The 26,096-nt window shown below is 44.0% G+C and carries 30 protein-coding genes; 26 read left to right on the top strand and 4 right to left on the bottom strand.

Translation table 11 applies throughout. The features are described 5' to 3' along the window. Window positions 1-140 precede the first annotated feature (140 nt). A complete protein-coding gene (locus tag HOP45_RS14025) occupies window positions 141-842 on the top strand; it encodes an ABC transporter ATP-binding protein (RefSeq protein ID WP_181350022.1) in 702 nt (233 codons plus the stop codon). Further along, window positions 839-3,091 (top strand): ABC transporter permease, encoded by a 2,253-nt coding sequence (locus HOP45_RS14020; RefSeq protein ID WP_181350021.1) that lies wholly within the window; start codon window positions 839-841, stop codon window positions 3,089-3,091. Before HOP45_RS14025 ends, HOP45_RS14020 begins: the two co-directional genes overlap by 4 nt. A 57-nt stretch (window positions 3,092-3,148) precedes the next feature. Here HOP45_RS14020 and HOP45_RS14015 read toward each other — a convergent pair whose 3' ends face one another. The 3 genes from HOP45_RS14015 to HOP45_RS14005 all read right to left on the bottom strand — a co-directional run bounded on the left by HOP45_RS14015 (window position 3,149) and on the right by HOP45_RS14005 (window position 6,604). Then, window positions 3,149-4,513, bottom strand: a complete 1,365-nt coding sequence (locus HOP45_RS14015; RefSeq protein WP_181350020.1) for an aldehyde dehydrogenase — start codon at window positions 4,511-4,513, stop codon at window positions 3,149-3,151. A gap of 14 nt (window positions 4,514-4,527) precedes the next feature. Then, window positions 4,528-5,451, bottom strand: a complete 924-nt coding sequence (gene rnz / locus HOP45_RS14010; RefSeq protein ID WP_181350019.1) for a ribonuclease Z — start codon at window positions 5,449-5,451, stop codon at window positions 4,528-4,530. A 412-nt stretch (window positions 5,452-5,863) separates the two neighbouring features. Then, window positions 5,864-6,604: a glycerophosphodiester phosphodiesterase gene (locus HOP45_RS14005; RefSeq protein ID WP_181350018.1), complete on the bottom strand. Its 741-nt coding sequence runs from the start codon at window positions 6,602-6,604 to the stop codon at window positions 5,864-5,866. An 83-nt stretch (window positions 6,605-6,687) separates the two neighbouring features. On the opposite strand from HOP45_RS14005, the gene HOP45_RS14000 reads away from it, so the two are divergent. The 7 genes from HOP45_RS14000 to HOP45_RS13970 all read left to right on the top strand — a co-directional run bounded on the left by HOP45_RS14000 (window position 6,688) and on the right by HOP45_RS13970 (window position 11,820). Continuing rightward, window positions 6,688-8,316, top strand: a complete 1,629-nt coding sequence (locus tag HOP45_RS14000; RefSeq protein ID WP_181350017.1) for a M20/M25/M40 family metallo-hydrolase — start codon at window positions 6,688-6,690, stop codon at window positions 8,314-8,316. Between the two features lie 74 nt (window positions 8,317-8,390). After that, complete coding sequence (locus HOP45_RS13995) at window positions 8,391-8,618, top strand: group-specific protein (protein ID WP_181350016.1); 228 nt, start codon at window positions 8,391-8,393, stop codon at window positions 8,616-8,618. Window positions 8,619-8,739: 121 nt separating this feature from the next. Next, entirely contained in the window at window positions 8,740-9,702 is a 963-nt protein-coding gene (locus HOP45_RS13990; RefSeq protein WP_181350015.1) for an MBL fold metallo-hydrolase, read from the top strand. A 9-nt stretch (window positions 9,703-9,711) separates the two neighbouring features. Further along, window positions 9,712-10,509: an SDR family NAD(P)-dependent oxidoreductase gene (locus tag HOP45_RS13985; RefSeq protein ID WP_255437662.1), complete on the top strand. Its 798-nt coding sequence runs from the start codon at window positions 9,712-9,714 to the stop codon at window positions 10,507-10,509. 121 nt (window positions 10,510-10,630) lie between these two features. Beyond that, on the top strand, window positions 10,631-11,164 hold the full coding sequence (locus HOP45_RS13980; RefSeq protein ID WP_181350014.1) for a macro domain-containing protein: 534 nt from the start codon (window positions 10,631-10,633) through the stop codon (window positions 11,162-11,164). A gap of 97 nt (window positions 11,165-11,261) precedes the next feature. After that, window positions 11,262-11,612, top strand: coding sequence for an iron-sulfur cluster biosynthesis family protein (locus tag HOP45_RS13975; protein ID WP_181350013.1), 351 nt, complete (start codon window positions 11,262-11,264; stop codon window positions 11,610-11,612). Beyond that, a complete protein-coding gene (locus HOP45_RS13970) occupies window positions 11,590-11,820 on the top strand; it encodes a YqkE family protein (protein WP_181350012.1) in 231 nt (76 codons plus the stop codon). Before HOP45_RS13975 ends, HOP45_RS13970 begins: the two co-directional genes overlap by 23 nt. Before the next feature lie 127 nt (window positions 11,821-11,947). Here HOP45_RS13970 and HOP45_RS13965 read toward each other — a convergent pair whose 3' ends face one another. Next, window positions 11,948-12,868: an aldo/keto reductase gene (locus HOP45_RS13965; protein ID WP_181350011.1), complete on the bottom strand. Its 921-nt coding sequence runs from the start codon at window positions 12,866-12,868 to the stop codon at window positions 11,948-11,950. An 85-nt stretch (window positions 12,869-12,953) separates the two neighbouring features. Between HOP45_RS13965 and HOP45_RS13960 the strand changes: the two genes are divergently transcribed. From HOP45_RS13960 to spoVAE, 17 genes are all read left to right on the top strand, one after another. Beyond that, window positions 12,954-13,499, top strand: coding sequence for an NUDIX hydrolase (locus tag HOP45_RS13960; protein WP_181350010.1), 546 nt, complete (start codon window positions 12,954-12,956; stop codon window positions 13,497-13,499). Window positions 13,500-13,613: 114 nt separating this feature from the next. Beyond that, window positions 13,614-14,252: a stage II sporulation protein M gene (gene spoIIM / locus HOP45_RS13955; RefSeq protein ID WP_181350009.1), complete on the top strand. Its 639-nt coding sequence runs from the start codon at window positions 13,614-13,616 to the stop codon at window positions 14,250-14,252. Window positions 14,253-14,384: 132 nt separating this feature from the next. Next, the gene (gene fur / locus HOP45_RS13950) at window positions 14,385-14,837 is read left to right on the top strand and encodes a ferric iron uptake transcriptional regulator (protein ID WP_181350008.1); all 453 of its coding nucleotides are present in this window, start codon (window positions 14,385-14,387) and stop codon (window positions 14,835-14,837) included. A 235-nt stretch (window positions 14,838-15,072) separates the two neighbouring features. After that, window positions 15,073-15,291, top strand: a complete 219-nt coding sequence (locus tag HOP45_RS13945; RefSeq protein WP_181350007.1) for a DUF4227 family protein — start codon at window positions 15,073-15,075, stop codon at window positions 15,289-15,291. Between the two features lie 3 nt (window positions 15,292-15,294). Further along, window positions 15,295-16,182, top strand: coding sequence for a site-specific tyrosine recombinase XerD (gene xerD / locus HOP45_RS13940; protein ID WP_181350006.1), 888 nt, complete (start codon window positions 15,295-15,297; stop codon window positions 16,180-16,182). A 103-nt stretch (window positions 16,183-16,285) separates the two neighbouring features. Next, window positions 16,286-17,464: a phosphopentomutase gene (gene deoB / locus HOP45_RS13935; protein ID WP_181350005.1), complete on the top strand. Its 1,179-nt coding sequence runs from the start codon at window positions 16,286-16,288 to the stop codon at window positions 17,462-17,464. A 10-nt stretch (window positions 17,465-17,474) separates the two neighbouring features. Then, the gene (locus tag HOP45_RS13930) at window positions 17,475-18,302 is read left to right on the top strand and encodes a purine-nucleoside phosphorylase (protein WP_181350004.1); all 828 of its coding nucleotides are present in this window, start codon (window positions 17,475-17,477) and stop codon (window positions 18,300-18,302) included. Between the two features lie 20 nt (window positions 18,303-18,322). Then, entirely contained in the window at window positions 18,323-19,624 is a 1,302-nt protein-coding gene (locus HOP45_RS13925) for a pyrimidine-nucleoside phosphorylase (protein ID WP_181350003.1), read from the top strand. A 125-nt stretch (window positions 19,625-19,749) separates the two neighbouring features. Next, a complete protein-coding gene (locus tag HOP45_RS13920; RefSeq protein WP_181350002.1) occupies window positions 19,750-20,922 on the top strand; it encodes a D-alanyl-D-alanine carboxypeptidase family protein in 1,173 nt (390 codons plus the stop codon). Window positions 20,923-21,010: 88 nt separating this feature from the next. Next, window positions 21,011-21,364 carry an anti-sigma F factor antagonist gene (gene spoIIAA / locus HOP45_RS13915; protein WP_181350001.1) on the top strand — a complete coding sequence of 118 codons (354 nt, stop codon included), beginning with the start codon at window positions 21,011-21,013 and terminating at the stop codon, window positions 21,362-21,364. Then, window positions 21,361-21,801, top strand: coding sequence for an anti-sigma F factor (gene spoIIAB / locus HOP45_RS13910; RefSeq protein ID WP_181350000.1), 441 nt, complete (start codon window positions 21,361-21,363; stop codon window positions 21,799-21,801). Before spoIIAA ends, spoIIAB begins: the two co-directional genes overlap by 4 nt. 4 nt (window positions 21,802-21,805) lie before the next feature. Then, a complete protein-coding gene (sigF, locus tag HOP45_RS13905) occupies window positions 21,806-22,555 on the top strand; it encodes an RNA polymerase sporulation sigma factor SigF (protein ID WP_181349999.1) in 750 nt (249 codons plus the stop codon). Window positions 22,556-23,226: 671 nt separating this feature from the next. Beyond that, the gene (locus HOP45_RS13900) at window positions 23,227-23,853 is read left to right on the top strand and encodes a stage V sporulation protein AA (RefSeq protein WP_370458030.1); all 627 of its coding nucleotides are present in this window, start codon (window positions 23,227-23,229) and stop codon (window positions 23,851-23,853) included. Next, window positions 23,837-24,250, top strand: coding sequence for a stage V sporulation protein AB (locus HOP45_RS13895; protein ID WP_181349997.1), 414 nt, complete (start codon window positions 23,837-23,839; stop codon window positions 24,248-24,250). The genes HOP45_RS13900 and HOP45_RS13895 overlap by 17 nt, the downstream gene beginning before the upstream one ends. 14 nt (window positions 24,251-24,264) lie before the next feature. After that, entirely contained in the window at window positions 24,265-24,720 is a 456-nt protein-coding gene (gene spoVAC / locus HOP45_RS13890) for a stage V sporulation protein AC (RefSeq protein ID WP_181349996.1), read from the top strand. Window positions 24,721-24,732: 12 nt separating this feature from the next. Continuing rightward, the gene (gene spoVAD, locus HOP45_RS13885; RefSeq protein WP_181349995.1) at window positions 24,733-25,746 is read left to right on the top strand and encodes a stage V sporulation protein AD; all 1,014 of its coding nucleotides are present in this window, start codon (window positions 24,733-24,735) and stop codon (window positions 25,744-25,746) included. Continuing rightward, window positions 25,746-26,096: a stage V sporulation protein AE gene (gene spoVAE, locus HOP45_RS13880; RefSeq protein ID WP_181349994.1), complete on the top strand. Its 351-nt coding sequence runs from the start codon at window positions 25,746-25,748 to the stop codon at window positions 26,094-26,096. The genes spoVAD and spoVAE overlap by 1 nt, the downstream gene beginning before the upstream one ends.

The raw sequence follows: 26,096 nt of genomic DNA, 5'->3' as shown, positions 1-26,096 counted from the left end.
GCTCACTAACAAAATAATGAAATATAATATCATTATAATTTCAAATAATATTGTAGTTACATGGTAAACGTAGTAAAATACAATATGTAATGAAATATTTATTTGGTTATATTTCAAAATTAAATGGGGAGTGGGGATAGATGCCGATTCAGTTTACGGACGTAAATAAATCCTATATGAGCGGGGAAGTTCCTGTACATGCTCTTAAAGATGTCAGTTTCCACATTCCGGATGAAAGCATTGTGGTTATTCTTGGTCCCTCCGGATCGGGGAAGTCCACATTGATGAACGTCGCGGGTGGGATTGATCAGCCGGATACAGGGAGAATCGAGATTAACAAACACCACCTGGACGTTTTGAATACGCGTCAGCTGACAGATTTTCGTAGACGTTTCGCTGGATTCATTTTTCAACAGTACAATCTTATTCCTACGTTGACCGTAAAAGAAAACGTTGAAGTGGGGCGAGAGTTAAGCGATCATCCGCTTGCGATGGACGACATTCTTGAAAAGGTGGGGATGCTTGATAAACAAGATAAGTTTCCTTACCAGTTAAGCGGTGGGGAACAACAAAGAACGGCGATCGCGAGAGCTGTTATTAAGAACCCTGCTTTCCTGTTATGTGATGAGCCCACCGGCGCGTTAGATGAAGCAACAGGCAAGCAGATTTTGGCATTGTTGAAATACGTCAATGAACAGCACAAAACGACGGTCATGATTATCACTCATAATATCGGAATTGGCGATATGGCTCACAAGGTGCTGAAAATGAAAAGCGGAGAAATCATTGAAACGTTAGAACATGCCGAGCCTCTTGATCCAAAGAGGGTGTCATGGACATGAAGCTAAGAAAAGCCATGTATCGAAATATTAAGGCGAGAAAATTCCAATTTGGCGGTGCGATCTGTTTATTGTTTCTTTCGGTGATGCTGTATGTTGCTTTATCGATGGCTATAACAACATTAGAGGAACGAAATGAACAATTCAAAGAAGCGTATAATCAAGAATCCTTTCACTTCCAAACAGCAGATACCCTATCTGCAGATCAGTTGCGGGAATGGGAGAAACGTTATGATTTGGAGTTAGAATCGCGACGTTATCACGATTTGAATGTAGATGGCGACAAAACGCTCCGGTTGTTTTCAGTAACTGATACAATCAATCAGCCTTATTTTTCAAAAGGCTCCGCGCCAGAATCGGCAGGGGAGATTGCCATATCATCAGGGTTTGCTGATCAAAATGGATTCGAACTCGGTGATTCTCTAACGATAGAGGGCCATACCTATACGATATCCGGGACGGTTTATTTACCAGATTATGTGTATATGTTAGAGCAGGAAACGGATTTAATCAGTCAAACCGGATCCTTTGGTATCGCCGTGACCCCTGATGCTACATTCCAGCATACAGGGGGGGATGCATCTCAACAGGTATTAGGTCATTACCCAGGTACGAGGGATTTAGCTTCATTCAAGAGTGACGTCAATGCGGTATCTGCGATTTTAAAATTTTTAGAGCAAGCCGATAATCCCCGCATTCAATATGTGGAGTCAGAGATTAAAGGGGCTCAATCCACCATGACTGCGCTCCCTCTGTTTATTTTGGTTCTTTCCATTATTATGGTACTCATGCTGATGAAACGACGAATTCAGATGCAGCGTACAGAAATTGGCACACTCATGGCATTAGGTTTTCGCCGCGGGGAGCTATTTCGTCATTATTTAGGTTACGCGTGGTTCGTGGGGCTATCGGGAGCTGGGTTAGGCTTAGGTGTCGGGGCCTCGCTTTCGATACCGATAACGAATATGTATGGTGAATTTTTTAATCTTCCCCGCATTTCGAGTTTTGATTGGGATCCTCTCGTTGTCATTTTAGGGTTTATTGTGCCGTTAGGGTTAATGATTGGAGCCTCTGCTATCATCATATGGAAACCATTACGAGAACAACCGTTGGATTTGCTGCGCCCAGCTGAAATAAGCACTGCTAAAACGTCATGGCTCGAGGCGCTTCCATTTTTTAAACATGGTAGTTTCAGGCGCAGATTCCGCCTCAGGCTGCTAGTCAGAAGCAAAGGCAGAAGCGGCTTTATTATACTTGGCGTTATGTTTTCTAGCATTTTATTGCTGTTTGGATTGATGACATCCAATGCGATGGATTCCTTGGTTGATCGGACGTATAAGAAAACTCAAACGTATGACTATGCTGTACATTACCGTGGTTTACAAAACGATTCAACGAGCCATTCCCAAAGCCCGTATACCTTAGCTGAAGCATCCGTGACCCGTGTTAATGATCGCGCAGTCGAGGATATAGAACCTGACTTATATGGGATAGAAGCCGAAACACCTTACCTTCATTTGCTGCCACAGGGGAATCAGGTCGGCAATGGTTTTATCATCAGCGCCCCGTTGGCGGCTATGCTGGGGTCAGATGAAGGAGATGAGTTGACTTTAACGAATGCGCAGAATAACGAAAAACTGACAGCAAACGTCATCGGGGTAGCTGACATTTTTATTGGCGAGCATATTTATTATAATCGCAACAGTGTTAATGAATTTTTAGGCTACCCGTCCGATGGTTATACAGCCGCTTGGCAGGATACTCAACCGCGTGATGATGAAGCGGTCTATCAAGTGAAAAGCAGCGAAGAGATCATAGCAGGCTTTGAGTCGGCGTCCGGACCAACGCGCTACGCGACAATCGGTGTTGCGGCATTTGCCGTTTTCATCGGCGTCATTGTGTTGAGCCTTTTGACAAATCTGATTGTTGAAGAACATTCCGCGTCGATTTCGCTCTTTAAAGTAATGGGCTTTCACAATCAGGAAATTGCACGTTTGGTCTTGCATGTGTATACACCTATAGTCATTATTGGCTACTGTTTATCCCTTCCGGTTGCAGGATGGATAGTCAATCAAATAATGAAGCTGCTTGTTGAAGAGACAGGATTCCTTTTGCCAACTCAGATTACATGGTGGATGGCAGGAGGAGGGGGCGTAATGATCCTTATAACGTATGGGTGTTCGCTTGCGTTCTCAAAGCGTAAGTTAAACCAGGTTTCACTGCAGGAAGCTTTGAATTCCCGACAGGATTGAAGGTAAATAACCCGGTAAGCCTTTTTAAAAGGTTACCGGGTTATTTATGTATGCTCATTAATCCAGCCATTTTTTCATTAGAGCAAGACCGAATTTACTACCTGGATAACGAAACGACTGATCAAATGCTGTCGTTTGTTTGGTAATGCTTTTGGCATGGGTGAATGTATCAAAACTTGCTTTTCCGTGATAAGCACCCATCCCGCTATTACCGACACCGCCAAACGGCAGACGAGGATGGGCAACATGATAAAGCGTGTCATTGATACAACCGCCTCCGAATGACAGCCCTTCCGTTACGCGGCGCTGCTCGGTTTCATCTTCACCAAAATAATAAAGTGCGAGGGGTTTATGCTGACGGTCCATATCCGCCATGACCTCATCCATATGTTCAAACGTCATGATCGGTAAAATCGGACCGAATATTTCATCTTTCATAATAGCAGCGTCCCAGGTAATATCATCGAGGACTGTTGGTTCGATAGTGGTGTTGATTTCGTCTATCTGACCGCCATGGATAAGGGTCCCTTCATGTAAGTACTCGGTCAACCGGTCAAAATGCTGCTTGTTCACTATTCGGGTATAATCAGGATTTTGCAAAGGGAAGTGCCCATAGAAGGATTCGATGTAAGAAGAGAGCAATGTAAGGAAGCGTTGTTTCACATCTTCATGGACATAAACGTAATCAGGCGCTATACATGTTTGCCCGGCATTGGTGAATTTGCCCCAGGTGATTCGTTTGGCGGCTAACTTAAGATTGGCATCAGAATCAACGATGGCCGGACTTTTCCCGCCAAGTTCCAACGTGACAGGTGTGAGGTAGTTGCTCGCCTGGCTCATGATTTGTCGCCCGACAGAAGTACTTCCTGTAAAGAAAATATAGTCCATATTTTGATCGATTAACTGTTGGGTTGTTTCTTTTTCACCTTCTACCACAGTGAAGTATTCAGGTGGAAAATACGTTTCCACCATTCGCTTGAGTACCCAGGACACGGTCGGTGTTAATTCAGAGGGTTTAAGGATGACAGTATTACCGGCGGCCAAGGCTCCGATCACGGGGGCAATGGCTAAATGGACAGGATAGTTCCAAGGAGCGATTACGAGCGTCGCCCCATAAGGTTCTTTTAGGATATAGCTTTTTGTTCCAGTATGGGTGAGCGGATTTTTCACTTTAGTTGGCGCCATCCACTGTTTTAAATGATTGAGGTGTTCATTGATTTCATTTTGTAAGAACAGAATTTCGGAACTATAAGCCTCAAATTCTGATTTATTCAAATCAAACTTTAAAGCTTTAAGAATGGGGGCTTCAAATGTTTTGAGCATTTTTTGTAATTGAAGCAGTTGGCTTTTCCGGAAAGCGTAAGGTTTTGTTTCACCACTGTTAAAATAATGCTTCTGTCTTTCAACAAGCGTCTGAATCATCTTTTCCTTCCTCCTCAATGCGGTAAAATTTCGTATTTGAAAAAGTCATAGACGATCGTGCTGTTTTGAAATATCTCTTTGGCTTCAGCTTCAAGCTGTTCGTGCTGCTCACCTTGATAGCGTGAGGAAATATGATTGAGGAGCAGACAACCGACCTGAGCCTGATACGCGAGCTCTGCTGCCTGCACGGTGGTGGAGTGAAAGTAATCATGAGCCATGGCTGCCTGGTCTCCCGCGAATGTTGCTTCATGAACGAGCACATCGGCACATTTTACACGCTCTACAAGTTCTGGTATGTATCGGGTGTCTCCTAATATGGCCACTTTCCGTCCCGGCTTATTCGGACCGACATAATCTTCCCGGTTTATGCGTTCGCCGTCCGGAAGAAGCGTTTCTGGTTGCTGCTTGATCTGGTGATAAAGAGGGCCGGGTTTGATCCCCTTCTCTTTAAGCTTGTCTGTCAATAATTCGCCGATTTTATCTTTTTCCTGGATAATATATCCAAAACTGTTCATGCCGTGATCAAGTTGGATGGCACTTACAATGATGCCGTCATCCTCGAACAAAATGCCATCTTCGACTTCTTCAACAAATACAGGGTATTTCAGCCGCGTACCACTGATGCTCAAGCTGATATCGATATATTCCTTTAAGCCTCTCGGGCCGTAAATTGTCAGTGGCGTATCGCCCCCTTGGAAAGACCGGCTGCTTAAGAACCCTGGCAAACCATAAATATGATCGCCATGTAAGTGCGTAATAAATATAGTGTCTATTCGACGGGGGCGGATATTCGTTTGTAAAATCTGATGCTGAGTGGCCTCGCCGCAATCAAACAACCATGTGGCCTGCCGTTCTTGCAGCATGTTAAGCGCTAAAGATGATACGTTTCGTTCTTTAGAAGGCACGCCTGAACCTGTCCCTAAAAAATATAACTCCATCACATACACCTCCTGTACCCTATTTTACCCTACCTATATACTGATGACACGTAAGAAAAAATCGATCGTGAGTTTGAACTGTATATAAAGTGGAAAAGAAGAATCTCTCACATGGGCGATTCGAGGCGCAGTATGGGCGATTCTCCCTCTGATTTGGGCGATTCGAGGTGCTGCATGGGCGATTCTTCCTCTGGTTTGGGCGATTTGCTTCGACTTGGGCGATTATCTGCATGCTTTGGGCGGTTTCCCCTCTGACATGGGCGAATAGTATCTCCGCCTATAAATCCCGAAATGAGTAGTCGATAATCTTACCAACATATGATCAACCAACCAAAATACATAACAGTAACAGAACAAAAAAAGAGAGTGGCAGGTTAGGCCAACTCCCATGAATGTTCAACGATTGATACGTTTAATCAGAAGGGACCACATCCCTATACTCGAGTGCAAGGTGAGGCACATCCGTAAAAATGCCATCGCAGGCAGTGCGCATACACTTCCTCATTTGGATCGGTCGGTTCACTGTGTAGATTCGAATCGGCATATCCCTGCGGTGACACTGCTTCACCAGTCGTTTATTCAACAATCTGTACTTAATATGCAGATTATTGGCTCCGATTTTTTCAGCGTAGGCGGGGAGGTTTCGTGTTTTTTGTGACGTTAAGAACGCCAGCTGGATGGAGGAATCGATGCGCTTGAACCGGGTGATGCTTTCTGAATTAAAGGATGAGATAACAGTATTGCTAAGCTGGCCGTAGCTTACGAGTAGATCGTAGACATGTTTTTCAAGATCTTTATAGTCAATAACGTTGTTTTTCAGTTCAAGGTTCAGTTTCATCGATTTCGTTTGAAACCAGCGTAAGAAGGCTTCTAGTGTTACAATGGAGGTATCTGAAAATTTTGAAGCGAACCAACTGCCGGCATCAAGTTTTTTTAATTCTTTATATGTATAGTCTTGAACAAATCCTGTTCCGTTGGTGGTACGACGAAGATTTTCGTCATGGAGCAATACCGGCACCTGGTCCTTTGTCAATTGAACATCCGTTTCAATTCCATCAGCCCCAGCATTGTAGGCGAGTTCAAAGGCTGGCATTGTATTTTCTGGAGCCAACTTACTTGCTCCTCGATGGGCATAAATCAGCGTTTTAACCAAGCTCTTCACCTCATTGTTTGTTAAGATTGCTTTGATTGTGTTCCATTTTACAAGAAAAGTCAATATAAAAAAGGAGCGATAAAATGGCTAGATGGCAGTCTAAGCAACAATTAGTCGATTTGCTTTGTTCGATCGTGGAACACCCAAGTATTACAGGCAGCGATGAAGAAATCGCTGTGGTTGAATATTTACAGTATTTGTTAGGTACAACATCATACTTCCAGTCAAATCCCCACCATCTTCAGCTTCACCCACTTAAGGATGGGCGGCAGTTCATTAGTGCTTTGGTGAAACAGTCTGACGCTGCGGAAACAGTGATTCTTATTTCCCACGTTGATGTTGTGGGCGTCGGGGATTACGCTTCTTATGAGAACATTGCATTTAGGCCGCGTGAACTGACAAAAGAGTTACATAAAAACATAAATGGTCTTCCTCAAGGGGCTGCCGAAGATCTCGCTTCAGGCGATTGGTTATTCGGCAGAGGGACGATGGACATGAAAGCTGGCCTAACGGTACATTTATCGCTTTTAGAAAAAGCGATGGATGGAACGTTTGATGGCAACATATTGCTTTTAGCTGTACCTGATGAAGAAGTGAACTCTGAAGGGATGCTGGCTGCCCTTCCTGTTTTGGAACACATTAAAGAGAAAGAATCCTTGAGTTATAAGACAGTCCTCAATGGCGAACCGATGTTCAGCAGATATCCTGGCGATTCGTCCTACTATTTATATACAGGTTCAATCGGAAAAGTATTACCAGGATTTTTATGTTACGGAAAAGAAACACATGCGGGTGAACCGTTTGCAGGATTGAATGCGAACCTTATGGTCAGCCACCTGGCTCAGGAACTTGAGTTGAATGAAATATTCATTGAAGAATCTGATTCGGAAAAAACGCCGCCTCCGGTCAGTCTCATGCAGCGTGACTTAAAAGAAGAATACTCTGTGCAAACGCCTCAAGCGGCTGTTGCCATGTATAATGTACTCTATATGAAACAGAGCATTTCAGAATTGAATGACAAACTGCTTCAAGCAGCAAAAAGGGCAGGGCGTCGTTCAATTGAGCATTACTTTGATAAGGCGGAGCATTTCTTGAATAAAAACCAGACCTCCACTTTCAAGCCGAACGTCAATGTATTGACGTATGATGAGCTTTACCAAAATGCCGTTCAACGGTACGGAAAAGCAGAGGTGGAACGCCGGTTGAATTTACTTATTCATAAACGTGAGGAAGGGGACCGTGATTTTTCCACTCGCTTAATCTATAACCTGGCTTCACTTTGTAAAGATTTGACGCCGATGATTGTATTATTCTATAGTCCACCTTTTTATCCTGCGGTCTCTTCGGATCACGATCCTTTTATACAGGCAGCCGTGAACAAAGCAACATCGTATGCTAAGCAAACCTATGGATTGGATTTAACAAAGGTCGAGTATTTTACGGGGTTATCCGATTTGAGCTTTATTGGCCCCTCCAGTTCGCGATCTTCAGTGAATGACCTTGTCAAGCAAATGCCTATTCAAGGGAAAGGTTATCAATTGCCCGTTGAAGTTATGGATACGTTAAATGTTCCCATTATCAATGTCGGTCCGTTGGGTAAGGACCCCCATCAATGGACAGAACGCGTTGAATTAACGTACTCATTTGCACAGCTGCCTGATATTTTAACCGATCTCCTTCACTTCTTTTTTAAGACGGATCCCAAGGGTTAGTTTTTCACACGTTTATGGCGGGTAACAGATTAATAACCGTGGATCACTATAAATGAAAGTGGAGGTCGAAACGTATGGCAAACTGCAATATTGACCATTCCCAAGATGACGTGTCAAAAAAATTGATCAGCCAGGAGCAATATGTGCCCGATGATTTAGCTGTCAAACTGCATATGTATTTAAAACAGATCCTTCCCCAAGGTGAGCTGAATGACATCTTTCATTTATTAAAAAAATATGATCAAGCATCAGAAGAAGAACGAGAAGAGAGAAATCAAGCGTTAAGGAAATACGTTGAATAAAATGGAAGCAGTATTACGTTGCTACGTAATGCTGCTTTTTTGAATGGGAATTATTGAAGAACCATGCTACAATAAAGGTAGGCAAAACTGAATGATCATTCATTTATATGGGGGCCACGTCATGACAATGGTAAAACAAAGGATTCATCAACTTACTGTTCCAACACCTTTTGCAGTTGGAGATGTACATATATATTTGCTTGAAGGCGATGCGTTGACACTGATCGATGCAGGGGTCGAAACTGAGGAAGCATGGAGCGTGTTTTGTGAACAGCTGAAGGAAATAGGCTATACTCCGGAGGAAATCGAACATGTTGTCCTTACGCACCACCACCCCGATCATATGGGATTGATTGATCGATTTTCGCGCGCCCATACATTGGCTGCGCACCCGCGTGTAGAACCCTGGCTTTCGCGAGATGAAGGCTTTTTTCAAAGATATGAGCGCTTTTTTGAAGCGTTGTATGAGCAGTCAGGGGTTCCGGATCGTTATAAGCGATTCTTAAAAGGGTTAAGGAAGCCTTTAGCCTATAGTTCACCAGGTGAGATGACTCACTATTTACGAGAAGGGGACACGCTGCCTGGACACGAAAAGTGGCGCGTGATTGAAACACCTGGTCATGCACAAAGCCATATATCTTTTTATCATAATGAGAGTGGTGAGTTATTGGCTGGCGATCACTTGCTTGAGCATATATCACCTAATCCTTTATTGGAACCCCCTCTTAAATCGGGAGATAAGCGGCCTCGACCTCTCTTGGATTACCGCCATTCCTTGAAAAAGCTGAAAGACTATAATTTAACGACCATTTATCCAGGGCACGGAAACACGTTCACGTATTCGGATACTTTAATTCATTCACGTTTAAAAAAGCAGGAGGAACGAGCTGAGAAAGTTAGGCAACTGTTGCTCGCAGGGAGCATGACCGCTTTTGAAGTGTGTGAACAACTCTTCCCTAAGCACATTGATAGCCAATTTGGACTGACGATGTCTGAAACCATTGGGCAACTGGATTACTTACAATCGCTAGATCTTGTGAGTAGCTCGCTCATTAATGAACAAGAATATTATTATGTAAATTAGGTGAAACACATGCTGAACGAATCCATTTCAAATAAAAAGATACTGATTACCGGAGCTTCTGGAGGCATTGGTATGTACCTTGCCATTCATATTGCTCATCAAGGGGGCGTCCCGATTTTAGCGGCACGTTCCGAGGATCGCCTTAAAGTGATCTCTGAGCACATAACCCGCCGTTACGACGTTCCTTGCCCCTGGTATAAAGCGGATCTCACCGATATGGAAGCGTGGCGCAATACAATCGCTCATATCCTTGAAGACGTGGGATTAATCGATGCTGTTATTAATAACGCAGGGACCGGGCTGTTTCAGCATTTTTCTGACATGTCCCAGGCTGATATAGATCGCATGTTAGCGACCAATTTAGCGTCCTTGATGCACACGACACATCAACTGCTGCCGCAATTTCTTGCCCGCAGGCGTGGTCATATTATCAACATCGCTTCTCAAGCTGGAAAAATGGCGACCCCGAAGGCTGCTGTATATTCAGCGACTAAGCATGGCGTCCTAGGGTTTACAAATGCCCTTCGGCTCGAAGCAGAACCCCACGGTGTGTTTGTGACGGCGGTCAATCTAGGCCCGGTTAAAACACGCTTTTTCAAAACGGCTGATCCTGCAGGTCACTATGAATCGACAGTGGCCAGCATGATGCTTGAACCTAATCACGTGGCTCAAAAGATTGTGCAGCACTTATTTACAAAACAGAGGGAAATCAATCTTCCCAGGTGGATGAATGCAGGCAGTACATTATATCAACTTGTGCCCGGCGTTGTGGAAAAGATAATGGCGCCTCAGTTTTACAAAAAATAGCTAATGTTAGTGCTGCGAGATTCAAAGTCCATCTCTTATAACCTTGAATTTTGTTATGTTAGTAAAGTGGGAGAAGCGGGTAAACGAAACAAAACATTTACGTTTGAAAGGTGTGATGACCATGATTATAGAGGTGGACGGCGGGCAAATTGAAACGCGCAAAGGGGATATAGCCGCTCAACAAGATATGGAGGCTGTGGTGAATGCTGCGAACGCAGAACTGCTCCCCGGTGGCGGTGTGGCTGGAGCGCTGCACAGCGGGGCAGGACCTGCCTTAGCTGATGCGTGTGCTCCGTTTGCCCCAATAGCGCCGGGAGAAGCAGTCCTGACTGAAGCATTCGATCTCCCAAATAATTATGTCATCCATTGTCTCGGGCCCGTATACGGTCAGGATAAACCAGAGGCGGAGCTGCTGGCTAGCTGTTATGAAAAAGCGCTCCAAATCGCGGATGATCATTCGATTTCAAATGTAGCTTTTCCTTCTCTATCAACGGGCGCGTTCGGTTATCCGTTAGAGGAAGCAGTCGGAACGGCAGTGCCTGAGGTATTAGAAACACTCTCTAATTGTCCAAATGTGAACCAGGTATGTTTTGTCTTGTTTAGTGAGAAGGATCTTAAGGTTTATGAGGATTATTTGACGAGGATTGCGGGCTGAATAATGGATACAAAACGACAAGCCGACTCGTATTATCGTATAATAGATGTAAATAAATGAAATGTGTAGAGCCAACAATGAACGTGAGGTGATGGCTATGAAATTGAATATTACGGGAAGGGCCGAAGCGACTTTACGCCAGTTGGCCCCGCCTGAAGATGCTCTGCTTCGCTTGGATTATGATTCAGAGGGGTGCGGCTGCGGGGTCAATGGTGTGCCTGTCGTAAGGTGGACACGGAGGACAGATGAGTGGGATGAGCCTGTAGATAATCCATTATTTGACGTAATCGTGCACCGACAGGAAGCCGTATTTTTTCAACCGGAGATGAAGTTGGACTTTATAAACAATGCGTTCCGTTTGTCCAGTCCACAGGGGATTCTAAATCCTATCATTTCCCCACAGACGGTTGTAAAGGAGGTACACCATGACAACAAAGCGCAATCATAATAAAGAACAGGGCGGACTGAAAGACAGGTTGAACGAAGATATGCTGACGCAGCTCCAATCAAAAAAATCTCATCTAAAGCAACAGGAAGAACAGAAAAAAGCGGCTGAATATGAACGGAAGCGACAAGAGCTAAAGAAACAGGAAGCAAACAAGAGTTTTGAACAATTGCTGGAAGAAAGTGAGTTGGATTGGGAGACATTCAAATAAGACTGATGAGAACAAAATGCCGAACAGATTTCAAATCGTTCGGCATTTTGTGGTTCATTTCGTTTTAAGGCTGTTTCGTGTTTACACGCTTTTTATAGGAACGGGTGCCATGCCGCTCCAATGGTCTTTAGCGGTGTTGATGATAGGTAATGGGTCTCGTAACATTTTGAATACTGCTATAAAGCTCATCAGTTAAAGGTGCTGCATTTAAGAATGATAAATTCTCCACTAATTGTTCAGGAGAACTTGCGCCGAATACGGCTGTGGCTACCGTGGGGTGATGCAGGACGTATTGAAGTGCTAATGCATTCAATGGACGCTCGGGAGATTGAAACGCCTCCCATTTTTCTATCATTGTCATCATTTCTTCATAGCTGTAGTCAAGGAAGCCGTTAGTCGCTTTCTGTTTGGTTTTTTCGACTGCGCGATTGCTCAACATGCCTTTGGCCAATGGTCCACGCGCGAGCACACTAATGTGATGTTCGGCAAGAAAATCAAGCATTTCTTCTTCGGGTCTGCGGTCGAGTGCATTATATTGCATCATCACACTTACAATATCAGACCGCTTGGCGTATTCACGGATAACATTGGGCCGGATTGATGAAATGCCATATTCCCGGATCAAGCCATCTTTTTTAAGTTCATCAAACGCTTCAATGGCTTCATCGATGTTATCTTCAATTTTACCTCCGTGCAATTGGTAGAGATCGATGTAATCAACCCCGAGACGTTGAAGACTGTCTTTAACACCAGATTTAATATGAGATTTTGAAGCGTCCCAATGCCAGTCCTTATTCTCCGCATCAAAATTGTTCCCGACTTTTGTACCAAGAATGAGTTCGTCACGTCGACCTTGAATCGCTTTCCCGACGATTTTTTCATTCTCACCAAAATCATAGAGGTCAGCAGTGTCAATATAATTGATGCCAGCTGCTAGCGCTTGATCGACAATTGTACGCGCCTGATTTTCATCAGTTCCTAAAGACATCGCCCCGAGACTTACTTCTGACACGTATAAGTTAGAATTACCAATTTGGCGTTTGTTCATTTGTCCCATCCTTTCGCTAACATATTCACTATTCCCAGTCTATGTTAAAATAAAGCGTAAAAGTGAAGCAAAGGAAGTGAATGAAGTGAAGAAATTTGAAGAAAAAACGATAGATACACAGCACATTTTCAAAGGTAAAATCGTGCAACTGCAGGTCGACAGTGTACAATTACCCGATGGCAATACTTCTAAACGGGAATTGGTCAAACACCCTGGAGCTGTGGCCGTCATTGCTTTGAAGCCTGAAGGTAAGCTTGTCTGCGTGGAACAATATCGCAAACCGTTGGAAAAAAGTCTGGTAGAAATTCCGGCGGGTAAACTGGAAGATGGAGAGGAGCCTGAAGTAACGGCGGTTCGGGAGCTGGAAGAAGAGACGGGCTATACGACAGACCATTTGGAAAAAGTGACCTCTTTTTACACATCACCAGGCTTCGCTGATGAATTGATACATATATACTTTACGGATCAGTTGAAGAAGCTTGAAACAAGGCCCGACTCTGATGAGGACGAGTTTGTTGAACTAAAGGAAATTACCCTGGAAGAGGCCGAAGAACTTTCAGCTTCTGAACGGATCCATGATGCTAAAACGGCATATGCTCTGCTGTACGTAAAAGCTTTGCAAGCAAAATGAAGTAGTTTGAGATAAGGTGAGGCGAATAAATGAAAGCTCTTCCGACTTGGTCTATTTTTATGATGCCTTTCATAGAGTGGTAATAGATCAATGCTAGGGAAGGGTGGAATGTTTATGCGCCGGGGGATACGTCTGGTTCGAAATGACCTTACGCATCATGTCAATATTTATATATTCATTTTTGTATTGTTTTTTATCGGTATCATCTTTGGGGCTATCATCGTCAACAGTATGAATTTCATCCAGCGGCAAGATTTATTTTTTTATTTGAAGCAATTTTTCCAATTAATATTGGACACTGAAGGGATCGACAGCACCACCTTGTGGAAAGATACCTTCTTTTACCATTTAAAATATATGCTCTTACTGTTCATTCTCGGCATTTCTGTAATAGGCATGCCCGTCATCACCGTTTTGTTATTCATTAAAGGTCTGGTTGTAGGGTTTTCAGTCGGATTCTTAGTGAACCAAATGGGGTGGTATGGATTTATCGTATCATCCGTTGCTATCGCGCCCCAAAACCTATTGATCATCCCCATTTATCTAGTGGCAGGGTCGATGGCCTTAATTTTTTCGATGACTTTATTCAGGCAATTGTTTGTTCGTAGGGTTCACCAGCCTTTGCTTCCGATTTTTGGACGCTACACCATTACGTTTTTAGGATTATTTGGCGTGCTGATTATTGCATCGCTGATTGAAGTTTTTATTTCTAATTATGCGCTGGAAGCTGTTATACGTTGGATTTATAAATAAATTGCTAGATTATGCCTTACAAAATTGTTATCATTTTAGAATAGTTACAGATAACACATTATAATGATTTTAATTTGACACTCCTTCCCTCTCTGCTTATAATATAAATGGAAATGCGAGGGAGGGACTAAATTGGAGCATCGTATCGAACGGATTAAAAAGCAGCTGCATTCACAGAGTTATAAACTGACTCCCCAGCGGGAAGCGACGGTGCGTGTGTTACTTGAGAATGAAGCCGACCATTTAAGCGCAGAAGATGTTTACCTCCTCGTGAAAGACAAAGCGCCTGAGATTGGTTTGGCTACCGTGTATCGTACATTAGAATTACTATCAGAATTGAAAATCGTCGATAAAATTAATTTTGGCGACGGAGTCTCCCGCTACGATCTTCGCAAAGAGGGAGCCGAACATTTTCACCATCACCTCGTGTGCATGGAATGTGGAGCAGTTGAAGAAATTGAAGAAGACCTCTTAGGTGACGTCGAGAAGCTTGTTGAGAATCAGTGGGGTTTTCAAGTGAAGGACCACAGGCTGACGTTCCATGGTGTATGCCGTGTATGTCAGGAAAAGACAGTGAAGAGTTGATACCATACTTAGGGCTCAAGGGTGGATGCAGCGATGACATTCACTCTTTTTTTGTGAGAATTGAAAGAAGATTTGTGAAAGGCTGTCCTCTATTAAACTAAGAGTGATGACCAACGCTAAGTTTTTATTTACAAATTCTTTAATATCGTGTACGTTAAAACAGAATGGATTTAGGAAGTATAAATGCGTTGATTTTTGGCATATCTTTTAACATAAGGGTTAAAGGAGCGAGGCCATGAATCAGTTAACGCGCAATGCCAAAGATATCATTAGAATCTTGATTCTATTTACTGTATTTACGTCTTTTTTCTATATGACCATTCGTATGGTTCATGATGAATATGAGAAACAGCACCGGTATGATCCCCCTGCAGGGTCGGCCGTCAAAGTGTTTCAATCTGATGAGCAGCCATTGAGTGAACGGCTGTCAATCTTTTTTCAACTGGGGGAGTAAGCTATGCGTCATGCGTTGGAGGATTTCTACCATTACTTAATAGTAGAACGCGGCCTGTCTGACAATACGATTCAATCGTATCGCAGAGATTTGAACCAGTACCAGGAGTACCTCTCCAAACAGTATGACCTGGAGAATTGGGATGACGTTACGAGAACGCATATTATGCAATATCTCCATTATTTAAATGACCTCGGACGTTCGTCAGCCACTGTAGCCCGCTGGCTTTCATCGGTTCGGTTATTTCACCAGTTTCTCATCAGAGAAAAAATTGCCCAGCAAGATCCCAGTTTACATATTGAAACGCCTCGAAAAGAACGGCGACTGCCTAAGATCCTTTCCTCAGAGGAAGTGGAGAGGTTGTTGAATATCAACCCGAGTAACGCGCTGGAGTCACGTAATAAGGCGATGTTGGAAATGCTTTATGCTACGGGGCTTCGTGTCACTGAACTGGTATCATTGCGGGTAAGCGATCTTCACTTGACGATGGGATTTGTGCGATGTCTAGGAAAAGGTTCTAAAGAACGTATTATTCCGCTTGGTGACATGGCTAAATCCGCTGTCGAGCACTATTTGGATGGACCTCGTCAAGCATTGGTCAAGAAAAAAGCGACGGAAGAACTATTCGTCAATCATCATGGCAACCCGTTATCGCGGCAAGGGTTTTGGAAAGTGCTGAAAGCGGTTTCCCGCGATGAAGGGATTACAAAAGAGATCACCCCTCACACGTTACGCCATTCTTTTGCTACACATTTGCTGGAGAATGGGGCTGATTTGCGAGCGGTCCAGGAAATGTTAGGGCATGCGGACATTTCGACGACGCAGATCTATACGCATGTTTCAAAAACGAGACTGAAAGATGTCTATCGCTCGTTTCACCCGCGGGCGTAGGCCCTTTCATTTTTTATGTATTAAGAGGTCTGACATCCTACCTCTTAACGGAAAACGCTTAATCTATTTATGTTTTGGGAATATTTTTAATGGAGGGATGACAATGACAACATTTAAACGTGTTTTTTTGATTGTAATGGATTCGGTAGGAATCGGTGAGGCACCTGACGCTGAACAGTTCAATGATCGAGGAGCCGATACACTGGGTCATATTGCCGAACATATGAAAGGCTTATCCATGCCCAATATGGAAGGCCTGGGGCTAGGCAATATCCGTGAATTCCCTGGAGTTCAAAAGGTTGGACAGCCTAAAGCACACTATACAACCATGCAGGAAGCTTCCAACGGGAAGGACACCATGACCGGGCATTGGGAAATTATGGGTCTGCATATACCACAGCCGTTCCGTACGTTTCCTGATGGCTTTCCGGATGAGTTGTTACGGATTTTAAAAGAAAAGACAGGACGCGATATTATTGGCAATAAGCCCGCTTCAGGCACGGAAATCATTAAAGAGCTGGGCGAGGAACATATGAACACGGGAGCATTGATCGTTTATACGTCAGCGGATAGTGTATTGCAAATCGCAGCGCATGAGGAGATTGTTCCGATTGAAGAACAGTATGAAATCTGCGAGATTGCGCGGGAGCTGACACGCGACGAAAAATATATGGTCGGACGCGTCATTGCACGTCCGTTTGTTGGAGAACCCGGTGCATTTGAGCGGACATCCAATCGCCATGATTATGCGCTTAAACCATTTGGACGCACGGTAATGAATGATTTGGCAGATGAGGGCTATGATGTTATCGCTCTAGGGAAGATTTCGGATATTTATGATGGCGAAGGGGTAACAGAAACGATTCGCACCGACAATAATGATGACGGAATGGACAAATTAGTGAAATCGATGGATGAGTCATTCACGGGTCTGAATTTCTTGAACCTTGTTGATTTTGATGCGAAATTCGGCCATCGCCGTGATCCGCAAGGTTATGGGGAAGCGTTAGAAGCTTATGATGCAAGGCTGCCTGAGGTCCTTGAGAAACTGACTGAAGATGATTTGCTCTTGATTACAGCAGACCATGGAAACGACCCCATCCACCACGGAACCGATCACACACGCGAATTAGTGCCACTTCTTGCTTACCATCGCGGTATTGACGAAGGAAAAGCCTTAGATCCGAGAAAAACGTTTGCAGATATCGGAGCCACCGTTGCGGATAACTTCAAGGTGACCATGCCGAAACATGGCACAAGCTTTTTAACTGACATTAAATAGGGGGAAGAGCATGTATATTGAAGAAATTAAACAAGCAGCAGCTTATTTGAATGATCGTTTACAGCATCAACCGACAACCGGACTGATTCTTGGATCAGGTTTAGGTGTATTGGCCGATGAAATCACTGACCCTGTTGTGATTCCATACGGAGACATTCCTCATTTTCCACAGTCTACTGTGGCCGGGCATAAAGGGCAGTTGGTCGCTGGGACGCTAGAAGGACGTCACGTCATAGCGATGCAAGGGCGCTTCCATTACTATGAAGGCTACTCGATGAAACAAGTCACGTTTCCGGTTCGTGTCATGAAAGAACTGGGAGTGGAAACGTTAATCGTTACGAACGCAGCAGGAGGCATTAACGTAACATTTGAGGCAGGTAATCTCATGGTGATCACGGACCACATCAATCAAATGGGTGATAATCCGCTATTAGGTGCAAATGAGGAAGCTTTAGGAGAAAGGTTCCCGGATATGTCTCAGGCGTATGATCGCGAATTGATTGAGCATGCCAACCGTTGTGCGGAGCACCTCAGCCTGACGGTGCAAAATGGCGTCTACGTAGGGAATACAGGGCCCGCTTATGAAACAGCAGCAGAAATTCGTATGCTTCGCACCTTAGGAGGCGATGCGGTTGGGATGTCGACAGTCCCGGAAGTCGTGGCGGCGAACCACGCTCACATGCGTGTACTCGGCATTTCATGTATTTCTAATATGGCTGCTGGCATTCTTGATCAACCCCTGACCCATGACGAAGTGATTGAGACGACAGCTCAAGTCAGGGAAGATTTCTTAGGGTTTGTGAAACATATTGTGAACACTTTGCCAGAAAAGTACTAACGGATAAAGGGGATAATGCTATGAGAATGGTAGATATCATTCAGCAAAAGCGAAACGGGCACGTCCTGACACAAGAAGAAATTGAATTTTTCGTGGCAGGCTATACAAGAGGAGATATTCCTGATTATCAAGCGTCAGCTCTCATGATGGCAATTTATTTTCAAGGGATGGATGAACAGGAAATCGCTACGCTCACCCAAGCCATGGTTGATTCAGGCGAAACGATTGATCTATCTTCAATTAAAGGGCATAAGGTGGACAAGCATTCAACCGGCGGCGTAGGTGACAAAACGAGTTTTGTCGTAGCCCCGCTTGTCGCTTCGGTCGGCATTCCGGTCGCAAAAATGTCTGGTCGGGGATTAGGACATACGGGTGGCACCTTGGACAAACTTGAATCAGTCTCAGGGTTCGATATTGAGATGAGCAAAGCGGATTTTGTGGATCGTGTCAATACGAATAAACTAGCTATAGCTGGTCAAACGGGGAACCTTGCTCCGGCAGATAAAAAACTTTATTCACTCAGAGACGTGACCGCCACAGTCGACTCGATTCCATTGATTGCAGGCTCGATCATGAGCAAGAAGCTTGCATCAGGAGCAGACAGTATCGTTTTGGACGTGAAAACAGGTTCAGGCGCTTTTATGAAAACGTTAGAAGAATCAGAGGCACTGGCACGTGAAATGGTCAGAATCGGGAACAATCTTGGCCGCAATACGGTCGCTGTTATCAGTGATATGAATCAACCCCTCGGTTTTGAGGTCGGCAACGCAAATGAAATCAAAGAAGCGGTCGCTGTTTTAAAAGGCGAACGCATACATGATTTAAGACGTCTGTCGTTGGAGCTTGCGGCTCATATGGCAGTCGTGGCTGAGGTGTTCTCTTCCTATGAAGAAGCGTATGATCAGCTTGCTGAGAATTTGGATAATGGGAAAGCATTTGAAGCCTTTCGTACTTTTATCGCAGCGCAAGGCGGTAACGTTGAGATGATCGATGACTTGAACAAACTGCCTTCTTCTCAGTACCACGTTGACGTGAAGTCACCTAAGGGTGGTTATGTAGCTGCGATTGATGCTGAATCGATCGGGGTAGCAGCTATGTATCTCGGCGCTGGAAGAGCGACAAAAGATGATGCTATTAACCATGGTGTCGGGATATCTTTGCAGAAGAAAATCGGGGATGAAGTGAGCGAAGGTGAAACACTCGCGGTTTTACATGCTGAGGACGCGCACCCCCAAGATTCGATCGATCGGGTATTGAGCGCTTATGTGATAGAGGATGATCAACCCGACCCTATCACGTTGATTCACAAAGTTATCAAGTAGTTTCAGTTAAAATGAAAGGGTAATCGCCATGATTTAAACAGTCTTCCTAATGGGAGGCTGTTTTTTTGTATAGAACAGGGGATGGAGGGAAATATAGGAACACTTACGTGATGGGAGGAAAGAAGATGAGAACTTGGATCGTTTTATTAACAGTGGTAGTGGGGAGTATGGCCACCATAGGATCCGTTTCAGCTAAAGAAAATGCAGAAGAAATACAATTAACAGAAAGTGCAGAATCTGCTATTTTGATCGAAAAAAATAGCGGTCAAATCCTCTATCAAAAAGAAGCAGATAAAAAGCTTCCACCAGCGAGTATGACAAAAGTGATGACGCTGCTGCTTATCATGGAAGCCCTTGATGAGGAAAAAATCAAGCTTGATGAAATAGTAAGGGTGAGCGAGCATGCAGCATCGATGGGCGGCTCACAAATCTTTTTAGAAGCAGGCGAAGAAATGTCTGTCAAAAATCTATTGAAAGGTGTAGCTGTAGCATCTGGGAATGATGCGAGTGTTGCACTAGCCGAACGTATCGCAGGAAATGAAGAGCAATTCGTGGAGATGATGAATAATAAAGTCGCCGAACTTGGCTTGGAAAACACCCACTTTGTGAATCCGACGGGACTTCCAGCAGACAATCATTATTCAACGTCACATGATATGGCTATTATGGCTCAGGAGCTTTTGAAACATGAAGAGATAACCGAATATACAAAAATTTATGATGATTACTTACGCAAAGGTCAGAAAAATGAATTTTGGCTCGTTAATACAAATAAACTCATGAAATCCTATCCGGGTATGGATGGGCTTAAAACCGGCTTCACCTCGGAAGCAAAGTACTGCTTAACTGCCACAGCAAAACGTGACGGGATGCGGTTGATTACGGTCGTCATGGGTGCCAAAACACCGAAAGAACGTAATGCAGATGTAGCCAGTATGCTTGATTATGCCTTCCAGCAATATGATACCCAAATCCTCCATAAACAGGATAAGCCGCTGTCTGTCAAGCGGATGGATCGCGGTAAACCGGTAACCTTGAATGTGGTGCCGAAATCAGATGTCACTGTTCTCAAGCGAAAAGGCAGCAAAGACGACACGTATGAGCTTCAGCTTAAGCTTGACCATACAGATGAACTGCCTGTGTCCGAAGGGGATAAGCAAGGGAATTTAATGGTCATGAAAAATGGAAAAAAACTGTCTGAAATGGAAGTCGTTGCGGGTAATACAGTCAATCAAGCCGATTTTTGGACGTTGTGGCAGCGTTCATGGAAATATATGACGACTTTTGAGAACTTTTAGCGATTTGCCACTAGTCCTGTAAAGGAGAAGGAAATCGAACAAAATATAGAGAAAGACTCACTATATCATTCAATGAGGAGGAATGGGAGTGGGTCTTAAGGTCAACTTTACACGCATCGAAAATGTACTGCTAGTCCGTTTAGATGGTGAGCTTGATCATCATGAAGCGAACCATCTGCGCTCAGAGTGGCAGCAGATTTTGCAGCAACAGCCGATTGAACACGTTATTTTGAATTTAGAAAAACTTTATTTTATGGATAGTTCAGGACTTGGTGTTATCCTGGGACGATATAAAGAAATGCAAAAATCTTCAGGAGAAATGGTCATTTGCTCGATATCCCCGGAAGTAAAACGATTGTTCGATTTATCGGGCATGTTCAAAATTATGAAGCTCGTTGACAACGAATCTTTCGCTTTAAAAATGTTGGGGGTGGCTTCATGAAAAATGAGATGAATCTTGAATTTTTGAGCATTAGCGAAAATGAATCGCTCGCCAGGGTCACTGTTGCCGCATTTGTAAGTCAGTTGGATCCGACGATGGAAGAAATCACAGATATTAAGACAGTCGTTTCAGAAGCGGTGACGAACTCAATCATCCATGGTTACAATGAAAAAAAGGATGGTAAAGTGCTGATTTCCTGCCGGATCGATGAAGGTCGACTCGAAATTACCATCCAAGACCATGGTATTGGGATCGGGGACGTGGACGAAGCAAGAGAACCTTTATTCACTTCAAAACCTGAACTGGAACGGTCCGGAATGGGCTTTACGATTATGGAGAATTTCATGGATGAAGTAGACATCACGTCTAACGAAGGTCAAGGTACAACCGTTCGCATGTTTAAGCAGCTCATTACAAACAAGGCGCTATGTAATTAGTGGGATGCCTATGAATGCTAAACTGTCGAGAAAAACCCTATCTGATGATGAAGTAAGAAGTCTTATTGAAGATAGTCAAAACGGGAATCAGGATGCACGTGACTTTTTAGTCGAAAATAACACCCGACTTGTCTGGTCCGTCGTTCAACGATACATCCGCCGCGGCTATGATCCAGACGACTTGTATCAGATCGGCTGCATCGGTTTGTTGAAATCGATTGATAAGTTTGACTTGAGTTTTGACGTTAAATTTTCCACGTATGCTGTCCCCATGATCATTGGAGAAATCCAGCGGTTTATCCGGGACGATGGAAGCGTCAAAGTCAGCCGCTCTTTGAAAGAACTAAATCACAAAATTCGAGCCAAAAAAGAGGAGCTTATCAAAGAGCTAGGGCGCTCCCCTTCCATTGATGAAATGGCCCAAGAAATGGATTTGACGCGTGAAGAGATCATCCATGCTGAAGAAGCTGGACGCTCCCCGCAATCTATTTACGAAACCGTTTATGAAAATGAGGGCGATCCGATCACGCTGGTCGATCAAATGGCCGAAGACGATACAAATTGGTTTGATAAATTATCGTTGCAAGAGGTTTTGGGTCAGCTCGAAAAACGCGAGCGTTTGATTATTTATTTAAGGTATTATAAAGATCAAACGCAATCGGAAGTGGCTGAGCGGCTCGGAATTTCTCAAGTCCAAGTGTCCCGTCTGGAAAAGAAAATTTTAAGTGATATAAAAAAACAGATGGAAGTTTGAACCTGTGACAATACTAAATAAAACACAAAAAAATGCCGAGTGAATGGATTCGGCATTTTTTTGTGTTTTATTTAGGCTCGGTTAAAGTTTAGTGTTGATATTACTATCAAAAGAAGAACTTCCAACTTTATGGAAGTTCTTCTTTTTTTATATATGGGCTAATTCAACTAAAACCCCCTATTGTGGAAGAGTCAGTTTCGAGACTTCTGTGTATGCGGATGCTGGATGGGAAAATGGATCGCTTTCCGTGGGCATGGGGTGAGCTTCCTCAGGCGAAGCATGAGGAGGCTTGGCAGTTCCCCCGCAGGAAAGCGAATCCTTCCCCAGCGGCCCTACACTCCCACAAACATCTCGAAATCGAGTCTTACAGAATTCTGCTCCCTTAGCGAAAGACTCCGTTTCGAGATAAATATCCACTTCACATATCAACAACAAACTTTAACTGACCCTTTATTTAAGGGACAGTCCATGACCGAAACGAAATGGGTTGTCTGGGAAATGGCGAGGTCTTTAGGTCTGTTATAGCTGGATGGGTCATCAGGAAGCATGATTGATGAAGCTAAGGCGAAATTGACAAAAAACACCTTTCCCAGTATCTGACTCTCATGCATGATTTCGGCTCAAACAACCATACTAACATCAAAATTGATTCTTCTTCAGGAGGTGGGAGGGTGCCGCAAACGGTCTATATTCGACTAAAACAGTCCGTAACGTTACCGCGTGATTATGATGTTCAGCTTAAAGATGTAGCCCTAGTGACTGGTCCAAACGACACGGTTCGTAAGCTGAATGAAACAGGGCTTCACCATATAACGGCTAAAGATAAAAGTCTGGTAATACTCGATGGATTTTTCATTATCGATCATTTACTTGATGGAGATGCCGGAGCTTTGGAATTAGATTTGCAATTGATTGGTCCATCACAATGTATCGTGCGCATCCAACAACCCAAAATGCCCGTTAGACCCTGGTTGATTAGTGGAATATGGATTCTGCTCTTTGTCGGCGCAGCGATGGCCATTATGAATTTTCATTATGATGTCAGTATGGAATCCGTCCAGCAGAAACTTCATTTTATGCTGACAGGTGAAGAAGCTGAACACCCACTTTGGATTCAAGTTCCTTATTCTATCGGCCTAGGTACAGGTATGATCCTGTTTTTTAATCACATATTCAAGAAAAAATTCAATGAAGAACCGAGCCCGATGGAAATTGAAGTGTTTAATTACCAGCAAGATTTGAACCGCTACGTGTCCTTACATGAAAATAAGGTCGAAAAGCATGACGATTCTAGTTGAAATTATTATCGGCTTTTCAGCAGGAGTTGCTGTCGGTACCGGCTTCGTTGCATTTTTAACCGTGCTCGGCATTATTCCACGGCTTATGCAAATCAGTCATTCCGTGTCTCATATCCACTCTTATGAACTTGCAGTGATGACCGGCGTGATGTTCGGTATCTACCTTTCTTTTGGCGATGTACCGTTTTCGTTTCCCATCGTTATGTTGATCGTATGGGGAGCGTTGCACGGCATTTTTATTGGGATGTTGGCAGGGGCATTAACGGAAGTACTCAATGTTTTTCCATTACTCGCAAAACGTATCGGATTTGAAGATCAAGTCTTCATTTTATTGATGGCGCTAGTTTTAGGAAAAATTGCTGGCTCATTATTTCAATGGGTCATATTTGTGAACTAGGAGGCACCACTTATATGAAACAGTCATTTGATCAGAAGCAATACAATCAAACAATAAAAACGTATCAGCCTAAACCGAATTATTTTATCAATTGTTTGAAAGCATTTGTCGTGGGCGGTCTTATTTGCATGCTAGGCGAAGGAATCACGACATTTTACGTGGAAGTGTTCAACTTCTCTGAAAAAGATGCCGGAAATCCTACGGTTACGACCTTGATTCTGATAGCAGCGTTGCTGACAGGCTTTGGTGTCTATGATAAATTAGGTCAATTCGCAGGGGCTGGTTCAGCCGTCCCGGTTACAGGGTTTGCCAATTCGGTTTCATCTGCAGCATTGGAACATAAGAGTGAAGGGCTCGTTTTAGGTGTAGCCACGAACTTGTTTAAACTGGCGGGTTCGGTCATCGTGTTTGGGGTCGTCTCCGCTTATTTACTCGGAATTATCCGTTATTCATGGAAGATTTGGTTTTAGGAGGAAATTGGTATGTCCAAAATGGGATCACGTACATGGTATTTTGAAAAACCGGTATATATTCAAGCGACAGGTACGTCTGTAGGGCCGTTAGAAGGAGAAGGACCGTTAAAGGATACATTTGATCAGATCCATGCCGAACTCCATTGTGGAGAAAACAACTGGGAATTAGCAGAGCGGCGTTTAATGACAGAATCGGTTAACGCTTGTTTAAAAAAAGCAGGGGTGGATAAAACGGATGTCAATCTTTTTTTAGCGGGAGACTTGTTAAATCAAAATGTAACAGCTAACTATGTTGCCAAACAACTCGAGACGCCTTTTCTTTGTATGTTTGGCGCATGTTCGACCTCGATGGAAACGCTCGCTAACGGGGCGGTTTTTGTAAACAGCGGTTATGCTGATCACGTTTTGGTGGCGGCAAGTTCGCACAATGCTACAGCGGAAAGGCAATTTCGTTATCCCACTGAATACGGTGGCCAAAAGCCGAAGACGGCGACGTTCACTGTAACAGGAAGTGGCGCCGCATTACTTTCTAAACAAAAAAGTTCCGTCAGAGTGGAGTCTGCTACGATTGGCAAAGTGATGGACTACGGAACGAATGATCCATTTGACATGGGTTCGGCGATGGCCCCTGCTGCTTATGACACAATTAAAACGCATCTTCAGGATATGGGACGTACAGCTCAAGATTACGATTTAATCGTAACGGGCGATCTTTCAGCAGTAGGGACGCCGATTTTACGCGATATGCTTGCTGAGGATGGCTATGATATTACAGAGAAGCATAGTGATTGCGGGCTCATGATCTACCATAGCGATCAGCCGGTGTTTAGTGGTGGTAGTGGGTGTGCGTGTTCAGCAGTCGTAACGTATGGAAAGATAATGGAGGATCTGAAGCAAGGTCGGTTGACTAAAGTCCTTGTTGTTGCTACTGGGGCATTAATGAGCCCTACGATGATTCAACAGAAAGAAACCATTCCGGCTATCGCCCACGGTGTCGTCCTTTTACGAGAGGAGGGGAGCTGATGGATTATGTATGGGCCTTTGTTGTCGGCGGTGGAATCTGTGTAATCGGCCAGCTGCTTATGGATATTTGGAAGCTTACCCCTGCGCACGTTATGAGTTCATTTGTCGTTGCGGGGGCAGTGTTGGACGCGTTTGATTTGTATGATAACTTGATCGAATTCGCGGGGGCAGGAGCTACAGTTCCGATTACGAGCTTTGGTCACTCTTTATTACATGGAGCGATGGAGCAGGCAGATGAACATGGCATAATCGGGATAGCGGTCGGGATGTTTCAATTGACATCAGCAGGTATTGCGTCTGCCATACTATTTGGTTTTCTCGTAGCAGTCTTCTTTAAGCCAAAGGGATAG

Source organism: Thalassobacillus sp. CUG 92003 (assembly GCF_013618635.1).
In the GTDB taxonomy this organism is placed as follows: Bacteria; Bacillota; Bacilli; order Bacillales; family Halobacillaceae; genus CUG-92003.
The sequence above is the reverse complement of the archived record's forward strand: the minus strand, read 5'-3'. Positions and strand labels throughout refer to the sequence as shown.